At 71.0% G+C, this 18909-nt stretch carries 19 protein-coding genes; 7 read left to right on the top strand and 12 right to left on the bottom strand.

Annotated elements, in window-relative coordinates:
* Positions 1 to 142: 142 nt before the first annotated feature.
* The 3 genes from rpsT to ccmA form a co-directional block, all read right to left on the bottom strand.
* Positions 143 to 409 carry a 30S ribosomal protein S20 gene (gene rpsT, locus ACLBX8_RS03970; RefSeq protein ID WP_007561677.1) on the bottom strand — a complete coding sequence of 89 codons (267 nt, stop codon included), beginning with the start codon at positions 407 to 409 and terminating at the stop codon, positions 143 to 145.
* Positions 410 to 720: 311 nt separating this feature from the next.
* Positions 721 to 1389 carry a heme exporter protein CcmB gene (gene ccmB, locus ACLBX8_RS03975; RefSeq protein WP_447714635.1) on the bottom strand — a complete coding sequence of 223 codons (669 nt, stop codon included), beginning with the start codon at positions 1387 to 1389 and terminating at the stop codon, positions 721 to 723.
* Complete coding sequence (gene ccmA / locus ACLBX8_RS03980; protein WP_447714636.1) at positions 1386 to 2030, bottom strand: heme ABC exporter ATP-binding protein CcmA; 645 nt, start codon at positions 2028 to 2030, stop codon at positions 1386 to 1388. The genes ccmB and ccmA overlap by 4 nt, the downstream gene beginning before the upstream one ends.
* Before the next feature lie 127 nt (positions 2031 to 2157).
* On the opposite strand from ccmA, the gene ACLBX8_RS03985 reads away from it, so the two are divergent.
* Positions 2158 to 2343, top strand: coding sequence for a hypothetical protein (locus ACLBX8_RS03985; protein ID WP_020091379.1), 186 nt, complete (start codon positions 2158 to 2160; stop codon positions 2341 to 2343).
* Here ACLBX8_RS03985 and ACLBX8_RS03990 read toward each other — a convergent pair whose 3' ends face one another.
* Positions 2344 to 3129, bottom strand: coding sequence for an RNA methyltransferase (locus ACLBX8_RS03990; RefSeq protein ID WP_447698063.1), 786 nt, complete (start codon positions 3127 to 3129; stop codon positions 2344 to 2346).
* A 206-nt stretch (positions 3130 to 3335) separates the two neighbouring features.
* Here ACLBX8_RS03990 and ACLBX8_RS03995 point away from each other — a divergent pair, with 206 nt between their 5' ends.
* Positions 3336 to 4550 carry an NADP-dependent isocitrate dehydrogenase gene (locus ACLBX8_RS03995; protein ID WP_447698064.1) on the top strand — a complete coding sequence of 405 codons (1215 nt, stop codon included), beginning with the start codon at positions 3336 to 3338 and terminating at the stop codon, positions 4548 to 4550.
* 78 nt (positions 4551 to 4628) lie between these two features.
* Here ACLBX8_RS03995 and ACLBX8_RS04000 read toward each other — a convergent pair whose 3' ends face one another.
* The 3 genes from ACLBX8_RS04000 to ACLBX8_RS04010 all read right to left on the bottom strand — a co-directional run bounded on the left by ACLBX8_RS04000 (position 4629) and on the right by ACLBX8_RS04010 (position 6338).
* Entirely contained in the window at positions 4629 to 4808 is a 180-nt protein-coding gene (locus tag ACLBX8_RS04000; RefSeq protein ID WP_447698065.1) for a hypothetical protein, read from the bottom strand.
* Between the two features lie 2 nt (positions 4809 to 4810).
* Positions 4811 to 5434, bottom strand: coding sequence for an acyl-homoserine-lactone synthase (locus ACLBX8_RS04005; protein WP_026604656.1), 624 nt, complete (start codon positions 5432 to 5434; stop codon positions 4811 to 4813).
* Between the two features lie 175 nt (positions 5435 to 5609).
* Positions 5610 to 6338, bottom strand: a complete 729-nt coding sequence (locus ACLBX8_RS04010; RefSeq protein WP_020091374.1) for an autoinducer binding domain-containing protein — start codon at positions 6336 to 6338, stop codon at positions 5610 to 5612.
* A 150-nt stretch (positions 6339 to 6488) separates the two neighbouring features.
* On the opposite strand from ACLBX8_RS04010, the gene ACLBX8_RS04015 reads away from it, so the two are divergent.
* A complete protein-coding gene (locus ACLBX8_RS04015) occupies positions 6489 to 6719 on the top strand; it encodes a hypothetical protein (RefSeq protein ID WP_020091373.1) in 231 nt (76 codons plus the stop codon).
* A gap of 31 nt (positions 6720 to 6750) precedes the next feature.
* Here ACLBX8_RS04015 and ACLBX8_RS04020 read toward each other — a convergent pair whose 3' ends face one another.
* Complete coding sequence (locus tag ACLBX8_RS04020; RefSeq protein ID WP_020091372.1) at positions 6751 to 7188, bottom strand: DUF3429 domain-containing protein; 438 nt, start codon at positions 7186 to 7188, stop codon at positions 6751 to 6753.
* A gap of 138 nt (positions 7189 to 7326) precedes the next feature.
* Positions 7327 to 10596 (bottom strand): hypothetical protein, encoded by a 3270-nt coding sequence (locus tag ACLBX8_RS04025; protein ID WP_447698066.1) that lies wholly within the window; start codon positions 10594 to 10596, stop codon positions 7327 to 7329.
* Positions 10597 to 10897: 301 nt separating this feature from the next.
* Between ACLBX8_RS04025 and ACLBX8_RS04030 the strand changes: the two genes are divergently transcribed.
* On the top strand, positions 10898 to 12685 hold the full coding sequence (locus tag ACLBX8_RS04030) for an acyl-CoA dehydrogenase C-terminal domain-containing protein (RefSeq protein ID WP_447698067.1): 1788 nt from the start codon (positions 10898 to 10900) through the stop codon (positions 12683 to 12685).
* A 128-nt stretch (positions 12686 to 12813) separates the two neighbouring features.
* On the opposite strand, the gene ACLBX8_RS04035 is transcribed toward ACLBX8_RS04030, so the two are convergent.
* From ACLBX8_RS04035 to ACLBX8_RS04045, 3 genes are all read right to left on the bottom strand, one after another.
* Positions 12814 to 14094 (bottom strand): O-acetylhomoserine aminocarboxypropyltransferase, encoded by a 1281-nt coding sequence (locus ACLBX8_RS04035; protein WP_020091369.1) that lies wholly within the window; start codon positions 14092 to 14094, stop codon positions 12814 to 12816.
* A gap of 101 nt (positions 14095 to 14195) precedes the next feature.
* The gene (locus ACLBX8_RS04040) at positions 14196 to 14411 is read right to left on the bottom strand and encodes a hypothetical protein (protein WP_056522126.1); all 216 of its coding nucleotides are present in this window, start codon (positions 14409 to 14411) and stop codon (positions 14196 to 14198) included.
* A gap of 34 nt (positions 14412 to 14445) precedes the next feature.
* Positions 14446 to 14688, bottom strand: coding sequence for a hypothetical protein (locus tag ACLBX8_RS04045; protein ID WP_020091367.1), 243 nt, complete (start codon positions 14686 to 14688; stop codon positions 14446 to 14448).
* A gap of 190 nt (positions 14689 to 14878) precedes the next feature.
* Here ACLBX8_RS04045 and ACLBX8_RS04050 point away from each other — a divergent pair, with 190 nt between their 5' ends.
* The 3 genes from ACLBX8_RS04050 to ACLBX8_RS04060 all read left to right on the top strand — a co-directional run bounded on the left by ACLBX8_RS04050 (position 14879) and on the right by ACLBX8_RS04060 (position 18891).
* Positions 14879 to 15079 carry a hypothetical protein gene (locus ACLBX8_RS04050; RefSeq protein WP_056522129.1) on the top strand — a complete coding sequence of 67 codons (201 nt, stop codon included), beginning with the start codon at positions 14879 to 14881 and terminating at the stop codon, positions 15077 to 15079.
* Between the two features lie 288 nt (positions 15080 to 15367).
* Positions 15368 to 17206, top strand: a complete 1839-nt coding sequence (locus tag ACLBX8_RS04055; protein WP_447714637.1) for an ATP-binding protein — start codon at positions 15368 to 15370, stop codon at positions 17204 to 17206.
* Positions 17203 to 18891 (top strand): putative bifunctional diguanylate cyclase/phosphodiesterase, encoded by a 1689-nt coding sequence (locus ACLBX8_RS04060; RefSeq protein ID WP_447698069.1) that lies wholly within the window; start codon positions 17203 to 17205, stop codon positions 18889 to 18891. Before ACLBX8_RS04055 ends, ACLBX8_RS04060 begins: the two co-directional genes overlap by 4 nt.
* The last annotated feature ends 18 nt before the right edge of the window (positions 18892 to 18909 follow it).

Below are 18909 nucleotides of genomic sequence, written 5' to 3' on the forward strand. Positions count from 1 at the left end.
CGCAATCGTGCTGATTCTTGGATAGGGTTAACGCTTTCGACTCATGGCGCCGCCGGCAGCGCGCGGCCCGATCCGGACAGCGCGCACGAAAAAGCCCGGCGCGAAGGCCGGGCTCGAGACCGTCTCGGTGGTGCGTGGCGGCTTAGGCGGCGAGCGCCTTCACGCGGGCGGCGAGGCGCGAGACCTTCCGCGAGGCGTTGTTCTTGTGAACGATGCCGTGCTGGGCGGCGCGCATCATCTCGGGCTCGGCGGCGCGGAGGGCGGCCAGCGCGTCCTGCTGGTTACCGGTGGCGATGGCCTCCTCGACCTTGCGGACGAAGGTCCGCATGCGCGAGCGGCGCGAGCGGTTGATCGCCGTGCGCTTGGCGATCTTGCGGGTCATCTTCTTGGCCGAAGCGGTGTTGGCCATGTACGTCCTCGTGTTTCTCGTCGGGCGATGCCGACGGGCCGGCTGGGCCGGAAATCGGTCGTCGCGTCAGGTTGTCTGGCGATGGCCGAGACGCAGCGCGCGCGAAAGCGCGGCCCCTCGGCGAAGCGGCTTCTATAGTCAGGGGGGCGCCGCGCGTCAACGCGCTCGGAGGCGAAACCGGATCGCGGGCCTCGGCCTCAGTCCGGGCGCCGGGACGCATACGGCAGGCTTCTTTGAAGACGTCGGATCGCGCGAGGCCGCATCGCCGCGACGATGACGTGCGCCGGCCGGCTCCCGCAAACGAGCCCCGGCTATTCGGGCCAGCGCAGGGCCGCCGCCGCCGCCAGCGTCCCGACCACGGCGGCGATCAGCGTCAGCGCCCCCAGCACCGCCAGCGGCACGAGGAACGGCACCGTGCCGCCGCTCGCCGCCTGCGCGGCCGAGACGCCGAAGATCAGCGTCGGGATCATCAGAGGCAGGACCAGCACGGCGAGGATCAGGCCGCCCCGGCGAATCGAGGCGGTGAGCGCCGCGCCGACCGCGCCGATGAAGCTCAGGGCCGGGGTGCCGGCGAGCAGCGTCAGGGACGTCGCGCCCATGGCGGTGCCGTCGAGGGCCACCAGCAGCCCGAAGAGCGGCGCGGCCAGGGCAAGCGGCAAGCCCGTGGTCAGCCAGTGCGCCGCGACCTTGCCGAGCACCACAAGCTCGAGGGGCACCGGCGCGGCGGTCATCAGGTCGAGGGAGCCGTCCTCCTCGTCGGCCTGGAACAGGCGGTCGAGGCCGATCAGCGTCGCCAGCACGGCGGCGAGCCACAGGATCGCCGGTCCGATCCGCGACAGCAGGTTGAGATCGGGCCCGAGGGCGAAGGGCACCAGCGCGACGATCATCAGGAAGAAGACCAGCGACAGGGCGCCGGAACCGCCGACCCGGCCGGCGAGGCGCAGGTCGCGAGCGACGAGGGCGAGGACCGCGCGAATCACGCCCACTCCTCCAGCGCGTCCGCGACCGGCGCCGCGGCCGCGGACGCGGTCTCGATACGCAGCTCCGCCGCGCCGGCGAGGCCGAGCGACTGGTGGGTGGCGGCGATCACGAGGCCACCGCCGGCCCGATGGCCCTCCATCAGCGCGGCGAGCACCGCCTGCGAGGCCGTGTCGAGGGCGGCGGTCGGCTCGTCCAGGAGCCAGAGCGGCCGGGCGCAGACGAGGAGCCGCGCCAGGGCCACGCGCCGCCGCTGGCCCGCCGACAGATAGGCCACCGGCAGGTCGTGCGCGTGGCCGAGGCCTAGCCGCTCCAGCGCGGCGCGCGGGTCCAGGCGCGGCGCGCCCAGGAGCCGCTGCGCGAAAAGGAGGTTCTCGCCCGCCGTGAGCGAGCTCTTCAGCCCGTCGCGGTGGCCGACCGCGTGGAGGCACTCGGGCAGGCTCGCCTCGCCGACGTCGGAGACGTCGACCCGCCCGGCATCGGCCCGCAGCCGGCCCGACAGGATGGCGAGGAGGCTCGACTTGCCCGCGCCGTTCCGCCCGGTGATTGCCAGGGCGTCGCCGGGTCCGAGGGCGAAGGACAGGTTGGCGAAGATGCGGCGGCCGGAGCGGCGGCAGGCCAGATTGTCCACGCTGAGCCGCACCCGATACCCCGCCCTCGTCCCGCCACCGCGCGGCCGCTCGGCCAATCGCCGACTCCATGCCCGATTGCGCCGCGGAACGGAACCGCACGGCCCAGCTGCGCTTTCGTTCTGCAACGGAGGATTGCCCATGGCCGAGGCGAGGAACCCGAGCGAGACCGAGGTCGCCGCGACGCCCGACGCGGTGGCCGGACGCGCCAAGGTCGAGGCGCGCATGGCGCAGTGCACCCCCGAGGAGCAGACGGCGTTCTGGGAGGCGGTCGGCCGCTGCTTCGGCGGCGGCAAGCCCCCGGAGATGAAGCCGGCCTCCGGCTGATCAGCCGCCCTTCCGCGCCAGGGCCCGCAGCGCCCCGCGAAACGTCCGCACATCCTGCTCGGTCAGGCTCATGCGGTGGAGCATGTCGCGCATGTTGCGGGCGATGATCTCCTTCTTCTCCGGCGGGTAGAAGCCGGCCCCGTCGAGCGCCGCCTCCAGGCTTCCGAACAGCGCGATGAGCGCCTCGCGGGTCGCCGGCGGCGACAGGAGTTCGCCCGTGAAGGGCAGGCGCGCCCGGCCGCTCGCCTGCCGCCACGCGTAGCCGACCAGCAGCACCGCCTGGGCGAGGTTGAGCGAGGGAAAGTCCGGGGAGACCGGGAAGGTGACGATCGCGTCGGCGAGCGACACCTCGTCGTTGGTGAGGCCGACCCGCTCGCGGCCGAACATCACCGCGGTGCGCTGGCCCTCGCGGGCCGCGAGCTCGCCCATGGCCTCCTCGGGCGCGAAGACCCGCTTCATCTGCCCGCGCTCGCGCGCCGTCGTCGCCAGCACGTACCGGCAGTCGGCGATGGCCTCGGCGACGCTGCCGTAGATCGTGGCCGCGTCCAGGACGTGCGTCGCGCCCGAGGCCGCCTCGCGCACGCCCTTCTTGGGCCAGCCGTTCTTCGGGTTGACGAGGCGCAACTCCGAGAGGCCGAAATTCGCCATGGCACGGGCGGTCATGCCGATGTTCTCGGCGAGTTGCGGCTCGACCAAGATCACCGCGGGGGCGATCCCGGGCGGCAGTTCGGTGACCTTCCTCGGGGAAATCTCGGGGGCGTCGCCCTGTGCGTCTCGGCTCGTCATGGCGGCCGTCTGGCACGGCGGGCCCGCGCCCGTCGAGGGCCGAGTGACGATGCCGCCCGGATGACAGCGCGCGCCTTCCGTCGCCGGAAGGGCCGCGCTATGTCGCGGGGCGATTCCGGCCCGGGGCGCCCGTCAGGCCACTCGGGACAACGACCGCACGGCCCTTGCATGCCGTGCGCGGGGACAACGCGGGAAGGCATCGGTCCATGGCGAAGATCAAGGTAGCGAACCCCGTCGTCGAGCTCGACGGCGACGAGATGACCCGGATCATCTGGGCCGAGATCAAGAACAAGCTTATCCACCCCTATCTCGACGTCGATCTCGAGTATTACGACCTCGGCGTCGAGCACCGCGACGCCACCAACGACAAGGTCACGGTCGACGCCGCCGAGGCGATCAAGCGCCACGGCGTCGGCGTGAAGTGCGCCACCATCACCCCCGACGAGCAGCGGGTGCAGGAATTCGGCCTCAAGGAGATGTGGCGCTCGCCCAACGGCACGATCCGCAACATCCTGGGCGGCGTGATCTTCCGCGAGCCGATCATCTGCAAGAACGTGCCCCGCCTGGTGCCCGGCTGGACCCAGCCCTTCGTGATCGGCCGCCACGCCTACGGCGACCAGTACCGCGCCACGGACTTCAAGGTGCCCGGCAAGGGCCGCCTGACCATCAAGTTCGAGGGCGATGACGGCACGGTCATCGAGAAGGAGGTGTTCAAGTTCCCCGAGGCCGGCGTCGCGATGTCGATGTACAACCTCGACCAGTCGATCATCGACTTCGCCCGCGCCTCGATGAACTACGGCCTCGCGCGCAAGTACCCGGTCTACCTGTCGACCAAGAACACGATCCTCAAGGCCTATGACGGCCGGTTCAAGGACCTGTTCCAGAAGGTCTACGAGGAGGAGTTCGAGTCGAAGTTCAAGCCGCTCGGCATCACCTACGAGCATCGCCTGATCGACGACATGGTGGCCTCCTGCCTGAAGTGGTCGGGCGGCTACGTCTGGGCCTGCAAGAACTACGACGGCGACGTGCAGTCCGACACGGCCGCGCAGGGCTTCGGCTCGCTCGGCCTGATGACCTCCGTGCTGATGACGCCGGACGGCCGGACCGTCGAGGCCGAGGCCGCGCACGGCACCGTCACCCGCCACTACCGCGAGCACCAGAAGGGCCGCGAGACCTCGACCAACTCGATCGCGTCGATCTTCGCCTGGACCCGGGGCCTTTCGCACCGCGCCAAGCTCGACGGCAACGATGATCTGGCGAAGTTCTCCGCCACCCTGGAGAAGGTCTGCGTCGACACGGTCGAGGCCGGCCACATGACCAAGGACCTCGCCCTCCTCGTCGGACCGGACCAGAGGTGGCTCTCGACCACCGGCTTCCTCGACAAGGTCGACCAGAACCTGAAGACCGCGATGGGCGCCTGAGGCTCCAGCCTCGACGCGAAAAGCGGCGGGCGTCCTCCGGGACGCCCGCCGCTTTCACATCCGCGTGCCGCCGGCGCCTCAGGCGCCGCTCGCCTGATCCTGCGGACCCGTCTGGGCGAGGGCCCGGGCGACCTCGAGAAGCAGGAGGTCGATGGCGGCCCGCATCAGCGGATCGCCGACCGAGTCGATGAGTTCGCGAACCTGCAGGCACTGCGCGGCGAGCGCGTCCAGCGCGGTATCCTTGCTGTCGAAGATCATGTTCAGGCCACCAGGTAAGCGGGTTCGGAGACGAGGACCGAGCGACTGTCGCCGCGGACGGCGCGGAGCTTGGCCAGGGTGCGGGCGTCGAACCGGGCGGTCGCGGCCATGATCTCCTCGCCGGCGATCTGGACGGGCAGGCCGAGCGGCTGCGGGCGGAAATGCAGCTGGATGACGTGGATCATGTAGAGGGTCGGCATCTGCAGCAGCAGGCTGTTGACCCCGTGGGCGAGGCCCCACTCCACGATCCCGGTGAGCAGCGCGATCGAGACCGGATTGACGACGCGGCCCTTGGCCCGGTGCGAGCGGGCGACGCCCTGGCGGGTCCATTCCCAGATCTGGGGGCCGACCGGCCGCTCGCCCTCGCAGAGCTGCGGCAGGACGTCCGACAGGAGATGCGGGCGCGTGGTCGGCAGGAGCCGGCTGTAGCCGACGACGGTGTCGTCCTCCATGGCGAGGAAGTGGATCGCGTGCGGCGTGTCGAACTGGTCGATCTCGCGGCCGTCCGGCCTGGCCAGCTCGCTCCAGCCCTTCTCGGCGACGAAGATGTCGTGGCGCAGGCGCCAGGCCTGCTCCATCGCGTCGGCGTAGCGATCCGCGTTGGCGGGGGTGACGATGTGGATCACGAGCAAACCTCACGTTGGTCTGGCGTGAGTTTTCGTCGTTTCACCGGGGGCTGTGTACTACGAGAAACCGTAGGGTCCGCGAGCGCAGCCGGCAGCGGCGCCAAGGACTTGCCGCGGTCCGAACCGCGTTCGCCGATGCCGGGCCACGGAATGTGCGGACCGCGTGGCGCCTGCTCTAGGTTATCAGACCCGCTCGGAGCGCCTGCGCCACGGTGTGGGCGCGGTTGACGGTGTCGAGCTTCGCTCGGGCCGAGCGCAGATGGTAGTCGACGCCGGCGGCGGTGATGCCCATGACGATGCCGATCTCGACGTCGGTCTTGCCCTCCGCCGCCCATTGCAGGGTCTCGCGCTCCCGCGGCGAGAGGCGCACCGGCGCGCGCCCGGCCGGCCGGCTGTTCATCAGCAGCAGTTGACCGACCGCGTAGGTCGCGACGAGATTGAGGGCGACGCGCTCGGCCGGATCGATCTCGATCCGCTCCCCCGAGACGCTGATCCCGCCCGGCTCGCCGTCGAGGGTCACGAACGGGATCGTGATGCCCGCGCGTATGCCGAAATCACCGGCCTCGTTCATGACGCGCCCGGCCGTCGGGGTATCCGGTAGCACGGCGCTCCAGTCGAACGGCGTCGCCGTGGTGCACAGCCGGCGGACCGTGGGGTCGTGGAGGGCGTAGCCCTGCGTCACGTACCGGCGGGCCCAGCCTTCCGGCATGGTGCTCGCGAGCACGAACCCGGCGTGCCGCCGCTTCGGCAGGCCGGGTTCCGGGACGATCCCGGCCATGATGTACGAGACACCGTAGCGGGTGAAGGCGTCGACCAGGAGCCGAGCGATCTCGTCGGGCGAGGCGGCCCGTTCCAGATCGCGCAACACGCTGAAGGTCCTGTCGAGGTGCTTCGAATGCGGCATGCCCTAGCTCGAAATTGATGCACGCACTGCGACAAATGATGAGTCGAACGCAACCTGAGGATGGCATCGCCGCCGCTGAAAGGCTAGGGTAGCCGCGGAAAGCTCTGCCGTTTGAATCGGTCCAGCGGGCGGAGTGCGAGTTTCAACGGTATGACTGACGACGCGACCCCGCCGACGACGCGCTGGCTACTGGAACGGATCGCAGCCACGCTGAATGTCTGTCCGACCTACTTCCTCCAGACGGAGCGGCCCGACGAGACCGCGGCGGACCAGGACGCGCGCGACTGCGCGGAGGTCGCCGCGCTGTTCCAGGCGATCAAGTCGCCGGCGCGGCGCACCGCCGTCCTGAACCTGCTGCGCGAGATGAGCCGCGAGACCTGACGGCGCGTGCCGCACGGCCGCCGCTCCGCGGTCAGGCCGCCACGAGGAGCGCCGCCCCGGCGACGCCCGAGAGGACCAGGCGCAGGCGGCCGAGCCAGAGGGGCGTGAGCCCGCGGCGGGGCAGATCCTGATCGATGAGGCCCCAGGCGAGCACGAGGCCGCCGAGGATGCGCAGGTCCCACGGTGCGGGGGCGGCCATCGCGGCCCAGGCGACCAGGGACGGCACGATGGCCACGAGATAATCGCCGTTGCCGCCATTGCGCGCCGCGGCGGCGCCCCAGCGGATCCCGCCGAGGAACGAGGCGATCACGGCGCCGTAGGCCGACAGGATGGTGCGCGGCGACAGGCCGATGCTGCTCAGGCCGCCGTCCGTGCCCGACACCGCCAGGGCAGCGAAGCCCAGGAACGGGATGAGTCCGGCCACGCCGAGAACGATTGCGCCGATCGGGACAGAGTTCCGGTGCGCCATCCATCCTCCGGGCATCGGCAAGGGTTGGCGACCCGCGCGATCCGACCCCGGTCCGACGCCGCCCTGCCGCAGCGTTCCCGCATCGCGGCGTGGCGGTCAAGGTCGGACCCGCGGCCGGGCCGCGGGCCCGGAGCGGCGTCAGCTCCGGCGCGGCGGCGCCGTGAACGGGACAGCGCCGGGCATCGGCGCGCCGAGGAGGGACATCGGCGCGCTCGCCGGCATCTTCGGCGCGGGCGGCTCGTTGACCGCCGCGTCGATCTTTCGCGGCTTGAAGTTCGCTGCGAGGCTCTTGGCGCTGGCGAGGTCGGCGGGGCTGAGCTTGTTGGCCACGTCGTCGCGCTTCTTGCCGGCATCGTCGTCGCCCTGGCTCGCGGCGGCGGAGAACCACGCGTAGGATTGAATCAGGTCCTGCGTCAGGCCGAGGCCGCGCGCGTAGAGGACGCCGAGATTGTACTGGCTGTCGCGGACGCCGAACTCGGCGCCCTGCCGGAACCACGAGGCCGCGGAGGCGAAATCCGGCTTGCCGTTGGCGGCCGGGTTCTCGGCGTAGAGCACCGCCAGATTGTGCATGGAGCGGGCATGGCCCTGCTCGGCGGCGCGGCCGTACCAGAGCTTCGCCTTGTCGAGGTCGCGGACGACGCCCGAGCCCTTCTCGTAATGGCCCGCGACCTTGTACTGGGCGGGCGCGTAGCCGGCCGCGGCCAGCTTCTCGAAGAGCTTGGCGGCGATCGACAGATCGCGCGGCATGCCGCGGCCATCGGCCTCCCGCGTCGCGAGGTCCCAGATCGACGTGCCGTCACCGTCGAGGGCGGCGAGCTTCACCTTCGCCAGCGCCGGCGGCAGGTTGCCGAACTCGGCCTGCAGGCTGTTCATCCCAGAGACCTGCGGCACCGCCGCCTTGGCGTTGGGCCGGGCGTCCGAGGGAACGGAGTTGGGCAGAGACTGGGTCGTCGTCGGATCAGCCGGCGCCGGCTTCGACTCCGTGCTCTCCTTGGCGGCGTCCTTCGAAGCGTCCTTCGAAGCGTCCTTGGAGACGTCCACACTGTCCTTCTGGACCTCCGCGGCATCGCCGCGGGACGGCGCGACCTGGCTCGTCGGAGCCGCAGGCCGCGGCTCGTCCGTGCCGCGCATGGTGATCGCCTGGAGCGCGCCGAGAGCCAGCACGATGGCCGCGAGGCCGAGCAGCAACGGCCGGCGACGGCGATCGATCTCGGCGCGCAACCGTCCGAGGCGGCCGGTCGCCGCCCCCTGGAGAGCGGCGACCCGGTCACTCCGGGCTTCCCCGCGCTCGGCGGGCGCCTCGGCGGCCAGCTCCGCCTGGGCAGCCTGGGCCGCCCGGCGCGCGGCCGCGATGAAGCTGGTCTTGATGTCGGTCTCGGACTTGGAATCGGCCGCGGATCGCGCGGCGGCGACGTCGCCGAGGCGCTCCTGCACGGCCCGGCGGGCGGAGGGCTCGCGGGCAGCGCGCGGCTCGCGCGGCGGCCGGCCGCTGCCGGGCTCCAGAAGGTCGTCGGCGAGGCGGGATGCCTCGGCATTGTCGCGCCGCGACCTTGCGCGCGCCTCGACGGGCGCGAGGGCCACATCCGGGCTCGTCGACGACATCAGGCGCTCGTCGAGGGACGGCCCCCGCGCCAGGACGGCCTCGGCGGGTCCGAGCCGGACGAGGAGCCGCTCCAGGGCCGACTGAACCCCGTCGAGGGTCGCGCCGAGGCGCTGATCGGAGGCCACCTGCCGGGCCTGCATGTCCGCGAGGCTGGCGCGCAGGAGGCCGATCTCGCCCGACTCGGCGGCACCGAGGCCGGATGTCTGCAGGCTCTGCGCGACCGCGTTACGGGCGGCGCGCTCCACCGCGGCCTCGCTCGGCGCCGATTCCCGGAGCGCCGTGACCTGTCGCAGCAGGTCGCCCATCGTGCGCTCCAGCCCGGCCAGCGCCGGATCGGCGCTGTGCGGCGCGTCGAGGCGGCCGGCCAGCGAGACCACCTGCCGCTCCAGGGCGTCGAGGCCCTCGTGCTCGGACCGGGTGCCGACCTGATCGACCTTGTCGGCGAGGCTGCGGAGCATGGCGTGGATGGAGGCCATGTCGCCCGAGCGGGCCACGTTCACGTCGCCGGTGCGCTCGGACCAGTCGTCCCGCGCGCAGAGCACGTCGACCTTCTCGACGAGTGCCTGGATCTGCTCCGCCAGCGCCGCCGGCGCGGCGATCTTCACGTCGCTGCGGATCTCCTCCAGGATCGGCCGCAGGTCCGGGCCGGCGGCCGTCCGCTGCAGCTGGGCGATCTGCGCGCTCACCGCCTGCAGGCTCTGCGCGAGACCCTGGATGCGCTCCGGGCCGGCGAGCGCGGCGATCTGACGGCGGATCTCCTCGAGTTCGGCGAACAGGCCCGCGAGGGTCCGGTCGTCCGGACCGGCGGCGCCGGTCGCGGCGGCGGTGTCGAGGCGCTCGGCGAGGCGCCGGACGTCCTCCGCGACGCGGCTGTGGACGTTCTCGGCCACCTCCTCGGCGAGGCGCTCGACCTGGGCCCGGACCTGCTCGATCGGCACCGCGATGGCGGTGAGATCGGTTCCCGCCTGGGCGCGCTCGATTCCGCTCGCCAGGGTGACGACGGCCTGCTCGAGGGCGCCGATGTCCCGGCTCGTCGCGAGCTGGTTGATCGCCTCGCGCAGGCGCGTGGTCTCCTCCTGAAGCTCGATCAGGGCGGTCGACGGGGCGACGCCCTCCTCGATCCGCGCCTCCAGGCGGCGGGCGAGGTCCAGGCGCATGCTGGCGACGACGCCGCCATCGGCCGGGGACGCGGCGAGCGCCGGCTCGGCGCCCTGTGCCAGCTCGCGCTGGCGCTGGCGGATGTCCTGGACGGCGCTGCGGATGTCGGCGGCGGCGGGACGCGGGCGACGGCCGGGCGTCCGGGTCGCGGCGACCTGCTCGCCGAGCTGGGACATGCGGCGCTCGATGTCGCCGAGCCGCTCGGTCACCTGCTGGACGGGGGCCGCCTTCAGGGCGCGCTCGATGCGGGCCTCGATCTCCGCGAGGCGGCGCGCCTCGGCATCCTGCGCGGCGCGGCGCTCGTGGTCCAGGGCGCGGTCGAGACCGTCGAGGCGGTCCATCAGAGCGGCGATGCCGTCGCCGTAACCCTCGGCGCGCGGCGCGGTCCCGTGAGCCCGCTGGTCGGGCGAGGCCGGCGGGAGGGCGCGCTCGGCCGAGGCCTCGGGCCGGTTGCCGCCGAGGGCGAGCTGCTCGGCGCGGTGGCGCCGCCGGTGCCGGCGATTTCCCTGACCGGCCGATTGCTGCTGCGGCACCACCGACGCGATCCAGGTCTCGAGCGGGACCCCGGCCCGCGCCGCCACGTCGCGGGCCGCGTCGAGCACCTCGGGATCGAAACTGTCGAGCTGCGGCATCGCGTTGCGGGTCATCGGTGGCCTGTCGTCGGCAGCGTTCGGCGTCCGTTTCCTCGGCGCAGAGCGGGACCGGAATTCGGTATCCACGGACGCACGCGTCGGATCGTTCGAGCGTGACCATTAACTTTCTTGGTAAACACGAAGTTAAGGTTTGATGGGCCCGGTAATGACCGCGACCAACGCGCCGCTGTGGAACGGCCGCGCGTGTCGCGCTCCGGGCGGGCGGAGCCGTTGCTCCGGGAGCGGCGCGGCGTTTACATGCGGCCAACGCGGCGGGCCGTTCCGAGAGGCCCGCACCAGACGGGGGAAGCCAGAGATGCCGCAGTATCGCGCTCCGGTCGAGGATACGCTGTTCTTGCTCACCGACGTCCTCGGCTTCCACGCCCGGGACAACCTGGCGGGCTTCGCCGACGCCTCGTCCGACGTGGTCGAGGCCGTCCTGCGCGAGGGCGCGAAGCTCGCCGAGGAGGTGCTCGCCCCGCTCAACCGCACGGGCGACGTCGAGGGCTGCCGCCGCGAGGCCGACGGGACGGTGCGCACGCCGACCGGCTTCAAGGCCGCCTACGACACCTACGCCAGCGGGGGCTGGATGGGCCTGTCGGTGCCGGAGGCCTATGGCGGCCAGGGCCTACCGCACACCCTGAATACGGCGATCCAGGAATTCGCCTCGGGCGCGAACCTCGCCTTCGGCATGTATCCCGGCCTGACGCAGGGCGCGATGGCGGCGCTGCTGGTCCACGGCTCGGAGGAGCAGAAGGCGCTGTACCTGCCCAAGATGGTCGAGGGCGCCTGGACCGGGACCATGAACCTGACCGAGCCGCATTGCGGCACGGATCTCGGGCTTCTCAAAACCAAGGCCGTTCCGAACGGCGACGGCTCCTACAGCCTCACCGGCACCAAGATCTTCATCTCGGCCGGCGAGCACGACCTTGCCGAGAACATCGTGCACCTCGTCATCGCGCGGATCGAGGGCGCGCCCGCCGGCACAAAGGGCATCTCGCTGTTCGTGGTGCCGAAATTCCTGGTGAACGCCGACGGGTCCCTCGGGGCGCGCAACGGCGTGTCCTGCGGCTCCCTCGAGCACAAGATGGGCATCCACGGCAACGCCACCTGTGTGATGAACTACGACGGGGCTACGGGCTGGCTCGTGGGCCAGGAGAATCGCGGCCTCAACGCCATGTTCGTGATGATGAACGAGGCGCGGCTCGCGGTCGGCGTCCAGGGCCTCGGCCAGTCAGAGGTCGCCTACCAGAACGCCGCCGCCTACGCGAAGGACCGGCTCCAGGGCCGCGCCCTGACCGGCGCCAAGGCGCCCGAGAAGGCCGCCGACCCGATCATCGTCCATCCGGACGTGCGCCGCACGCTGATGCAGATCCGCGCCTTCAACGAGGCGGCCCGGGCCCTCATGCTCTGGACCGCGCTCCAGGCCGATATCCTGCACCGCTCCGAGGATGCCAAGGAGCGGCAGGCCGCCGACGACCATCTCGGCCTGATGACCCCGGTGGTGAAGGGCGTATTCACCGACCGCGGCTTCGCCAACGCGGTCGAGGCCCAGCAGCTCCTTGGCGGCCACGGCTACATCGAGGAATGGGGCATGTCGCAGTTCGTGCGCGATGCCCGCATCGCCATGATCTACGAGGGCGCCAACGGCATCCAGGCCATGGACCTGATCGGCCGCAAGCTGCCGAAGGACGGCGGCCGGGCGATGATGACGTTCCTGGGCGAGGTCCAGACCTTCCTGAAGGACCACGGCGAGGATCCCGCCATGGCGCCGTTCACCAAGCCGCTCCAGGCCGGGCTGAACGACCTCCAGGGTGCCGTGATGTGGCTGATGCAGAACGCGTTTAGCAAGCCCGACAATGCCGGCGCCGGCGCGACCGACTTCATGCACCTCTTCGGCCTCGTGGCCCTCGGCTACATGTGGGCGAAGATCGCAAAGGCCGCCCAGGCCAAGCACGCCGAGGCCCCCTCCCCCCGCTGGGAGTCGAAGCTGACGAGCGGCCGGTTCTTCATGGAGCGGATGCTGCCGGAGACCGCCCTGCGCCTCAACCGGATCAAGGCCGGGGCCGAGAGCACCATGGCGCTGGAGGCGGAGGCGTTCTGAGCAGGCCGCCGGCTGTGCGCCTCGCGCCAGCCGGCGGCTTCTGGTCAGATCGCTGGAAGCACCGCCGTCCTTGCGAGCGGAGCGAAGCAATCCAGGGTTGCTTCACCGCGCTCGCGATCACGCCGGGCTCACGCACCGAGTGCCGCGTCCAGATCCTCGATCAGGTCGGCCGGATCCTCCAGGCCGATCGACAGCCGCACCACGTCGGGTCCCGCGCCCGCGGCGGTCTTCTGCGCGTCGGTGAGCTGGCGGTGGGTCGTCGAGGCCGGGTGAATGATCAGGGAGCGCGTGTCGCCGATATTGGCGAGGTGCGAGAACAGCTGCAGGCTCGACACCAGCTTGACGCCCGCGTCGTAGCCGCCCTTGAGCCCGAAGGTGAAGACGGCCCCCGCGCCGTTCGGCGTGTAGCGCCGGGCGAGCTGATGGTACCGGTCGGTCTCCAGGCCGGGATAGCTGACCCACGACACCGCCGGATGCGTCGACAGGTGCTTGGCCACCGTCAGCGCGTTGTCGGAGTGGCGCTGCATGCGCAGCGGCAGCGTCTCGATCCCGTTCAGGATCAGGAAGGCGTTGAACGGCGACAGCGCCGGTCCGAGATCGCGCAGGCCCAGCACCCGGCAGGCGATGGCGAAGCCGAAATTGCCGAAGGTCTCGGCCAGAACCATGCCGGAATATTCCGGCCGCGGCTGGCTCATCATCGGGTAGCGCGCGTCGCCGGCCCACTGGAAAGAGCCGCCGTCGACGATCAGGCCGCCGATCGAGTTGCCGTGGCCGCCGAGGAACTTGGTTGCCGAGTGCACCACGATGTCGGCGCCGTGCTCGAACGGCCGGATCAGGTACGGCGTTGCCATGGTGTTGTCGACGACGAGCGGGATGTTGTGCTTCTTGGCGATCTGCGACAGCGCCGCCAGATCGGTGATGACGCCGCCGGGATTGGCGATCGATTCGCAGAAGATCGCCTTGGTGCGCGGCGTGATCGCTGCCTCGAAGGAGGCGGGGTCGTCGTTGTCGGCCCAGGCCACCGACCAGCCGAAGTTCTTGTACGAGTGGTTGAACTGGTTGATCGAGCCGCCGTAGAGCTTGTTGGACGCCACGAACTCGTCGCCCGGCTGCATCAGGGCGTGCATGGTCAGGAACTCGGCCGCGTGGCCGGAGGCCACCGCCAGGGCTGCGGTCCCACCTTCGAGCGCGGCGATGCGCTCCTCGAGGACAGCGTTCGTCGGATTGGTGATCCGCGTGTAGATGTTGCCGAAGGCCTGGAGCCCGAACAGCGACGCGGCGTGGTCGACGTCGTCGAACACGAAGCTGGTGGTCTGGTAGATCGGCGTCGCCCGCGCGCCGGTGGCCGCGTCGGGGGCGGCGCCCGCGTGGATCGCCAGCGTGTTGAAGCCGGGCATGCGGTCGGACATCGTCGGGTCTCCTCAGAGCACCCGAGCCTGTACGCACGCCTGGGAGTGCGGCGCAAGACTCGGGCGCGAAGACTCGGGCGCGACCGAGCGCTTCGCAATCCCTAGGCGTCCGGCCGGTGGCCGATGTCGATATGCGGCTGGCCCGCGTCGACCAGGGCACGGTCCACGGCCTCGATGGCGAGCAGGGTCCGGGTCAGGTCCTCGGCCATGGAGATCGGCGCCAGGTCGAGGCCGCCCAGGCGCCGCGCGATGGCGTTCCGCTGGCGGGCCAGGGCGGCGCGCGCCCGGTTCAGATCCTCGATCTCGTCGGCGGTCATCCGCGCTCCTTCTCGTCGGGGTCCCTCGCCGCGCTCAGGCGCCCGGCGTCCAGTCGATGTTCGGGCGCTGGGCCAGCATGCGCTCGAAGTAGTTGGCGACGGCCTGCGCCCCGTCCGTGTGCATCATCGCGACCGGATGCGCGAGGTAGGCGCGGGCAAGATCGACCGGAATCCGGCCGCCCTGGAGCGCGCTCAGCACCTCGTCGATGAAGGCGTCGTTGGCCTCGTTGAAGTCGTTCGACAGCTTCTTGCGGTCGTTGAGGGCCTTGATCGGCATGCAGCATCCTTGTCGCGCGGAGCCGGGTCGCGCCCGGCCGGAGGGCTCGGCCCGAACCGGGCCGCGGTGGGGAAGGTTCCGGCCACGGAACCTGACGGACAGGTCCAACTGGCGTGCGCACCCACACCGCTCGGTAACCTTCCACACACGATCCGTGGAGCGGAGTCCCGCGCTCGAGCGTTTACCGGTCATGACGACCGAAATCACGCGCTCTCATACCGTCGAGATCGTCCCGTGCCTGGACGATCCGCGGTGTTTTCGCTGGATCATCCGCAGCCGCGGCGGCGCGGTCGTGGAGCACTCGCCCTACGCGTTCGTGACGCAGAACGGAGCGCGGATCTCCGGAGAGTGCTGGATGCGCGAGCATTTCGGCGACGGTCAGGTCGCGTAGGCTGCGGCCGCAACCGGCAGGGGCGGGCACGACCTTCCATGTGGATGGTCGCGGGTGTTTCCGCGCCGCGCCGGCATGTCGATGGCAGACGATCCCGCCGGATCATGCGCCGACCGGTCCGCGTCCTCCCGCGTGACCGTCGAGGCGGCATCAAATACAACCTTGACGATGCCCACGAACCGTAAGGCATCGGTTAAGCATTGTTTCGCTGGCCATATTTCTTTGTCAGAAGTTTAATCACGCCCGACCAGTATCGCGCCGATTCTGTTTCTGACCAAGGTGCGAACGATGCTGAGCGGCCACGGAACGGTCCGGCATGACGATGCCGCGTCGCCCATGGGCGCGGTGACGTCCATCGAGGGATCCAAGGTCCATCTCGAACTCATCGTGCAGGGCGGCCGGCCCAGGGTGCGCGTCACCGTCGGCAATCTGGTCCGGATCCGTGCCGGAGAGGCGATCCTCGTCGGCATCGTCACCACGCTGTCCTCGGGCAGCGAGCGCGGGCACCGGCCGGGCGCCTACGCGAGCCTCGACCTGCTCGGCGAGATCGTCGCGGCGCACGGCGCGCACCGCTTCAGCCGCGGCGTGAGCTGCTACCCGGCGATCGGCGACGATGTGGAACTCCTGTCCGCCACCGACCTCCGGATCGTCCATCAGGTCTCGGCGACCGGCACGGCGGCCGTGGGCGCGCTCTACCAGGATCCCGAGACTCCGGCCTGCATCAAGATCGACGACCTGCTCTCCAAGCACTTCGCGGTGCTCGGCGCGACCGGTGTCGGGAAGTCCAGCGGCGTCACCGTCATCCTCGACGAGGTGATGCGGGCGCGACCGTCCGTGCGCGTCTTCCTGCTGGACGTGCACAACGAGTACGCCGCCAGCTTCGGCGACCGCGCGAGCGTCATCAGCCCGCGGACCCTCAAGCTGCCGTTTTGGCTGTTCAACCTCGAGGAGATCGCCGACGTTATCTACGGCGGCCGGCCGGCCGTGGACGAGGAGATCGAGATCCTGGCCGAGGTGATCCCCCTCGCGAAGAGCAAGTACGGGCAGTACAAGGAGGCGAGCGACCGCCAGATCGTCAAGCGGCCCTTCGGCAAGGGCGCCGGCTACACGGTCGACACGCCGGTCCCCTACATGCTGCAGGATCTGCTCGCGCTCATCGACGAGCGGATGGGTCGGCTCGAGAACCGCGTCTCCCGGATGCACTATCACCGGCTGATCACCCGGATCGAGGCGATCCGGAACGATCCCCGGCACGGCTTCATGTTCGACAACGCCAATGTCGGCGGCGACATGATGGGCGAGATCCTGGCGCACCTGTTCCGGCTCGATCCCGACGGGCGGCCGATGACGATCATGCAGCTCGCCGGTCTTCCGATGGAGGTCGTCGACGCCGTCGTGTGCGTGCTGTGCCGCCTCGCCTTCGAGTTCGGCATCTGGAGCGAGGGCGCCGTCCCACTGCTGTTCGTCTGCGAAGAGGCCCACCGCTTCGCCTCGGCCGACCGCTCGGTCGGCTTCACGCCGACGCGCCGCGCTCTGGCGCGGATCGCCCGCGAGGGCCGCAAGCACGGCGTCCATCTCGGCCTGGTCACCCAGCGCCCGGCCGAGCTCGACGCGACGATCATGTCGCAATGCAGCACCCTGTTCGCCATGCGCATGACCAACGCGCGCGACCAGGCCTTCCTGGCCGCGGCCGTGTCGGACGCCGCCAACCTCCTCACCTTCGTGCCGTCGCTGGGGACCGGCGAGGTCATCGCCTTCGGCGAGGGCGTCCCGATCCCGGCGCGGATGACCTTCCGGCCGCTGCCGTCGGCCCGTCACCCGCGCAACGACGCGAGCGGCAGGGCCGCCGAGGACGACGCGACCGTCGCCGGCGCGGCCTTCGTCGGCGCCGTCGTCGAGCGCTGGCGCGGGGCAACCATGAACAAGGTCGCCGGGTACGACGGCGATCCGGCCGCGGCGGCGCGCCTCGGGCGCGAGGCGGGCTCGGACAGCCCGCACGGCGCCGCCCTCGAGCAGGTGCATCGCCGCCTCCTCCGCCGCCCCCTGGAGGGCGGCGACCAAGCTCAGACCGGCGCCCAGACCGGCGCCCAGACTGCCAAGCCCCTGTGGCAGCAGGGCGGGGCATGAGCGAGCCCGCTTTCCCGGAGCGTCGAACCCTGCTCGAGGCCGCCATCCAGGCGCTACCCGTCGGGGTCGTGGTCCATGACGGCCAGGGTCACTGCGTCCTCGCCAACGCCGCGGCGCGCGCCCTCGGGGACAGGGCCGTCCAGGCGCTTCCCGCCGCGGCGGCCGGCGCCCGGGACGCCGGGACCGTCGAGGCGTTCGACGACCGGATGCTCGAGGTGCGGACGCGGCCGGTCACCGAGGACCGGGACGGTTTCACGCTGACGACCCTGATCGACGTCACGCACCATCACCGGATCCAGCGGGAGCTGATCACCAAGGCCTTCATCGACGCCCTGACCGGCCTGCCCAACCGGACGATGTTCGAGCAGAGCATCGCGGATGTCCTGGCGGGGTCCGCGCCGGGAGACCGGTTCGCCCTGGCCTTCATCGATCTCGACAACTTCAAGCACATCAACGACTACTACAGCCACGCCGCGGGCGATGCCCTGCTGCGCAAGGTGTCCGACCGGATCGGCGGCGCGCTGCGCCCGAGCGACCTCCTGGCGCGGATCGGCGGCGACGAGTTCGTGCTGCTCCTCGCTCCCGTCACCGACGGGGACGCGGCGCTGGCCGCCGTGCGCGCCATCTCGGAGCGCCTGAAGCAGCCGTTCTTCATCGACGGGCACGAGATCTTCGCCTCCGCCTCCATCGGCGTCAGCCTCTTCCCGGAGCACGGCGACAGCTACGAGACCCTCGCCCGGCAGGCCGACAACGCGATGTACCGGGTGAAGGGCGAGCTGAAGGGCGGCGTCAGCGTCTTCGACGACGCGATGCGCCAGGCCGCCACGGCCCGCATGGCCGTGGAGCAGCGCCTCCGGCTGGCGATCCGCGACCGCTGCTTCTGCTGCGCCTTCCAGCCCAAGGTCGACATGCGCTCCCACGCGGTCACGGGCGTCGAGGTGCTCCTGCGCTGGCGCGACGAGGTCGGCATGATCCAGGCGCCCGGCGATTTCATCGCCCTCGCCATCGAGCTCGGGCTGATCAACGAGATCACCCTGCAGCTCCTGGCCGAGACGGTGCGGGCGATGCCCGACATCGACGAGGTTTTCGGACCCGACGTCACCGTGAGCCTCAACATCGCCGCCAAACAGGCCTGCGACGTGCCGTTCATGACCGCCTTCTGCGCGGCGCTCGGCGAGACGGGACTCGCGGAGCGCTTCGTGCTCGAACTGACCGAGGAGGCCTTCTTCACGACGGGCCGCTTCCAGCGCGAGGTCCTGCCAAAGATCCGGGCGATCGGCGCGCGCGTCTCGATCGACGATTTCGGCGTCGGCTACTCGTCCCTCGCGGCCCTAGCGGACATCACCGCGGACGAGTTGAAGATCGATCGCTCGTTCATCACCGACATCGACAAGCGGCCGCGCAGCCAGATCGTCCTGAAGGCGATCGAGTCGCTCGGTGCGGCGCTCGGCATGACGGTCGTTGCCGAGGGCGTCGAGACCTTCGAGGAGGTCGCCTACCTGCTCGGCGCCACGCAGATCCGCTGCGCCCAGGGCTACTACTTCGCGCGCCCGCTGCTGCTCGACCAGATCCGGCAGGCCGAGCCGCCGCGCATGGCCGGGTCGCGCGGTCCGGCCGCGCGCGGCCGCGCGTCGGACCTGCGCGCGTCGGACCTCCGCGCGTCCAGCCTGATGCGGCGCGCCTGACGTCCGCCGCGCGGCCGC

Source organism: Methylobacterium sp. D48H, from assembly GCF_053345715.1.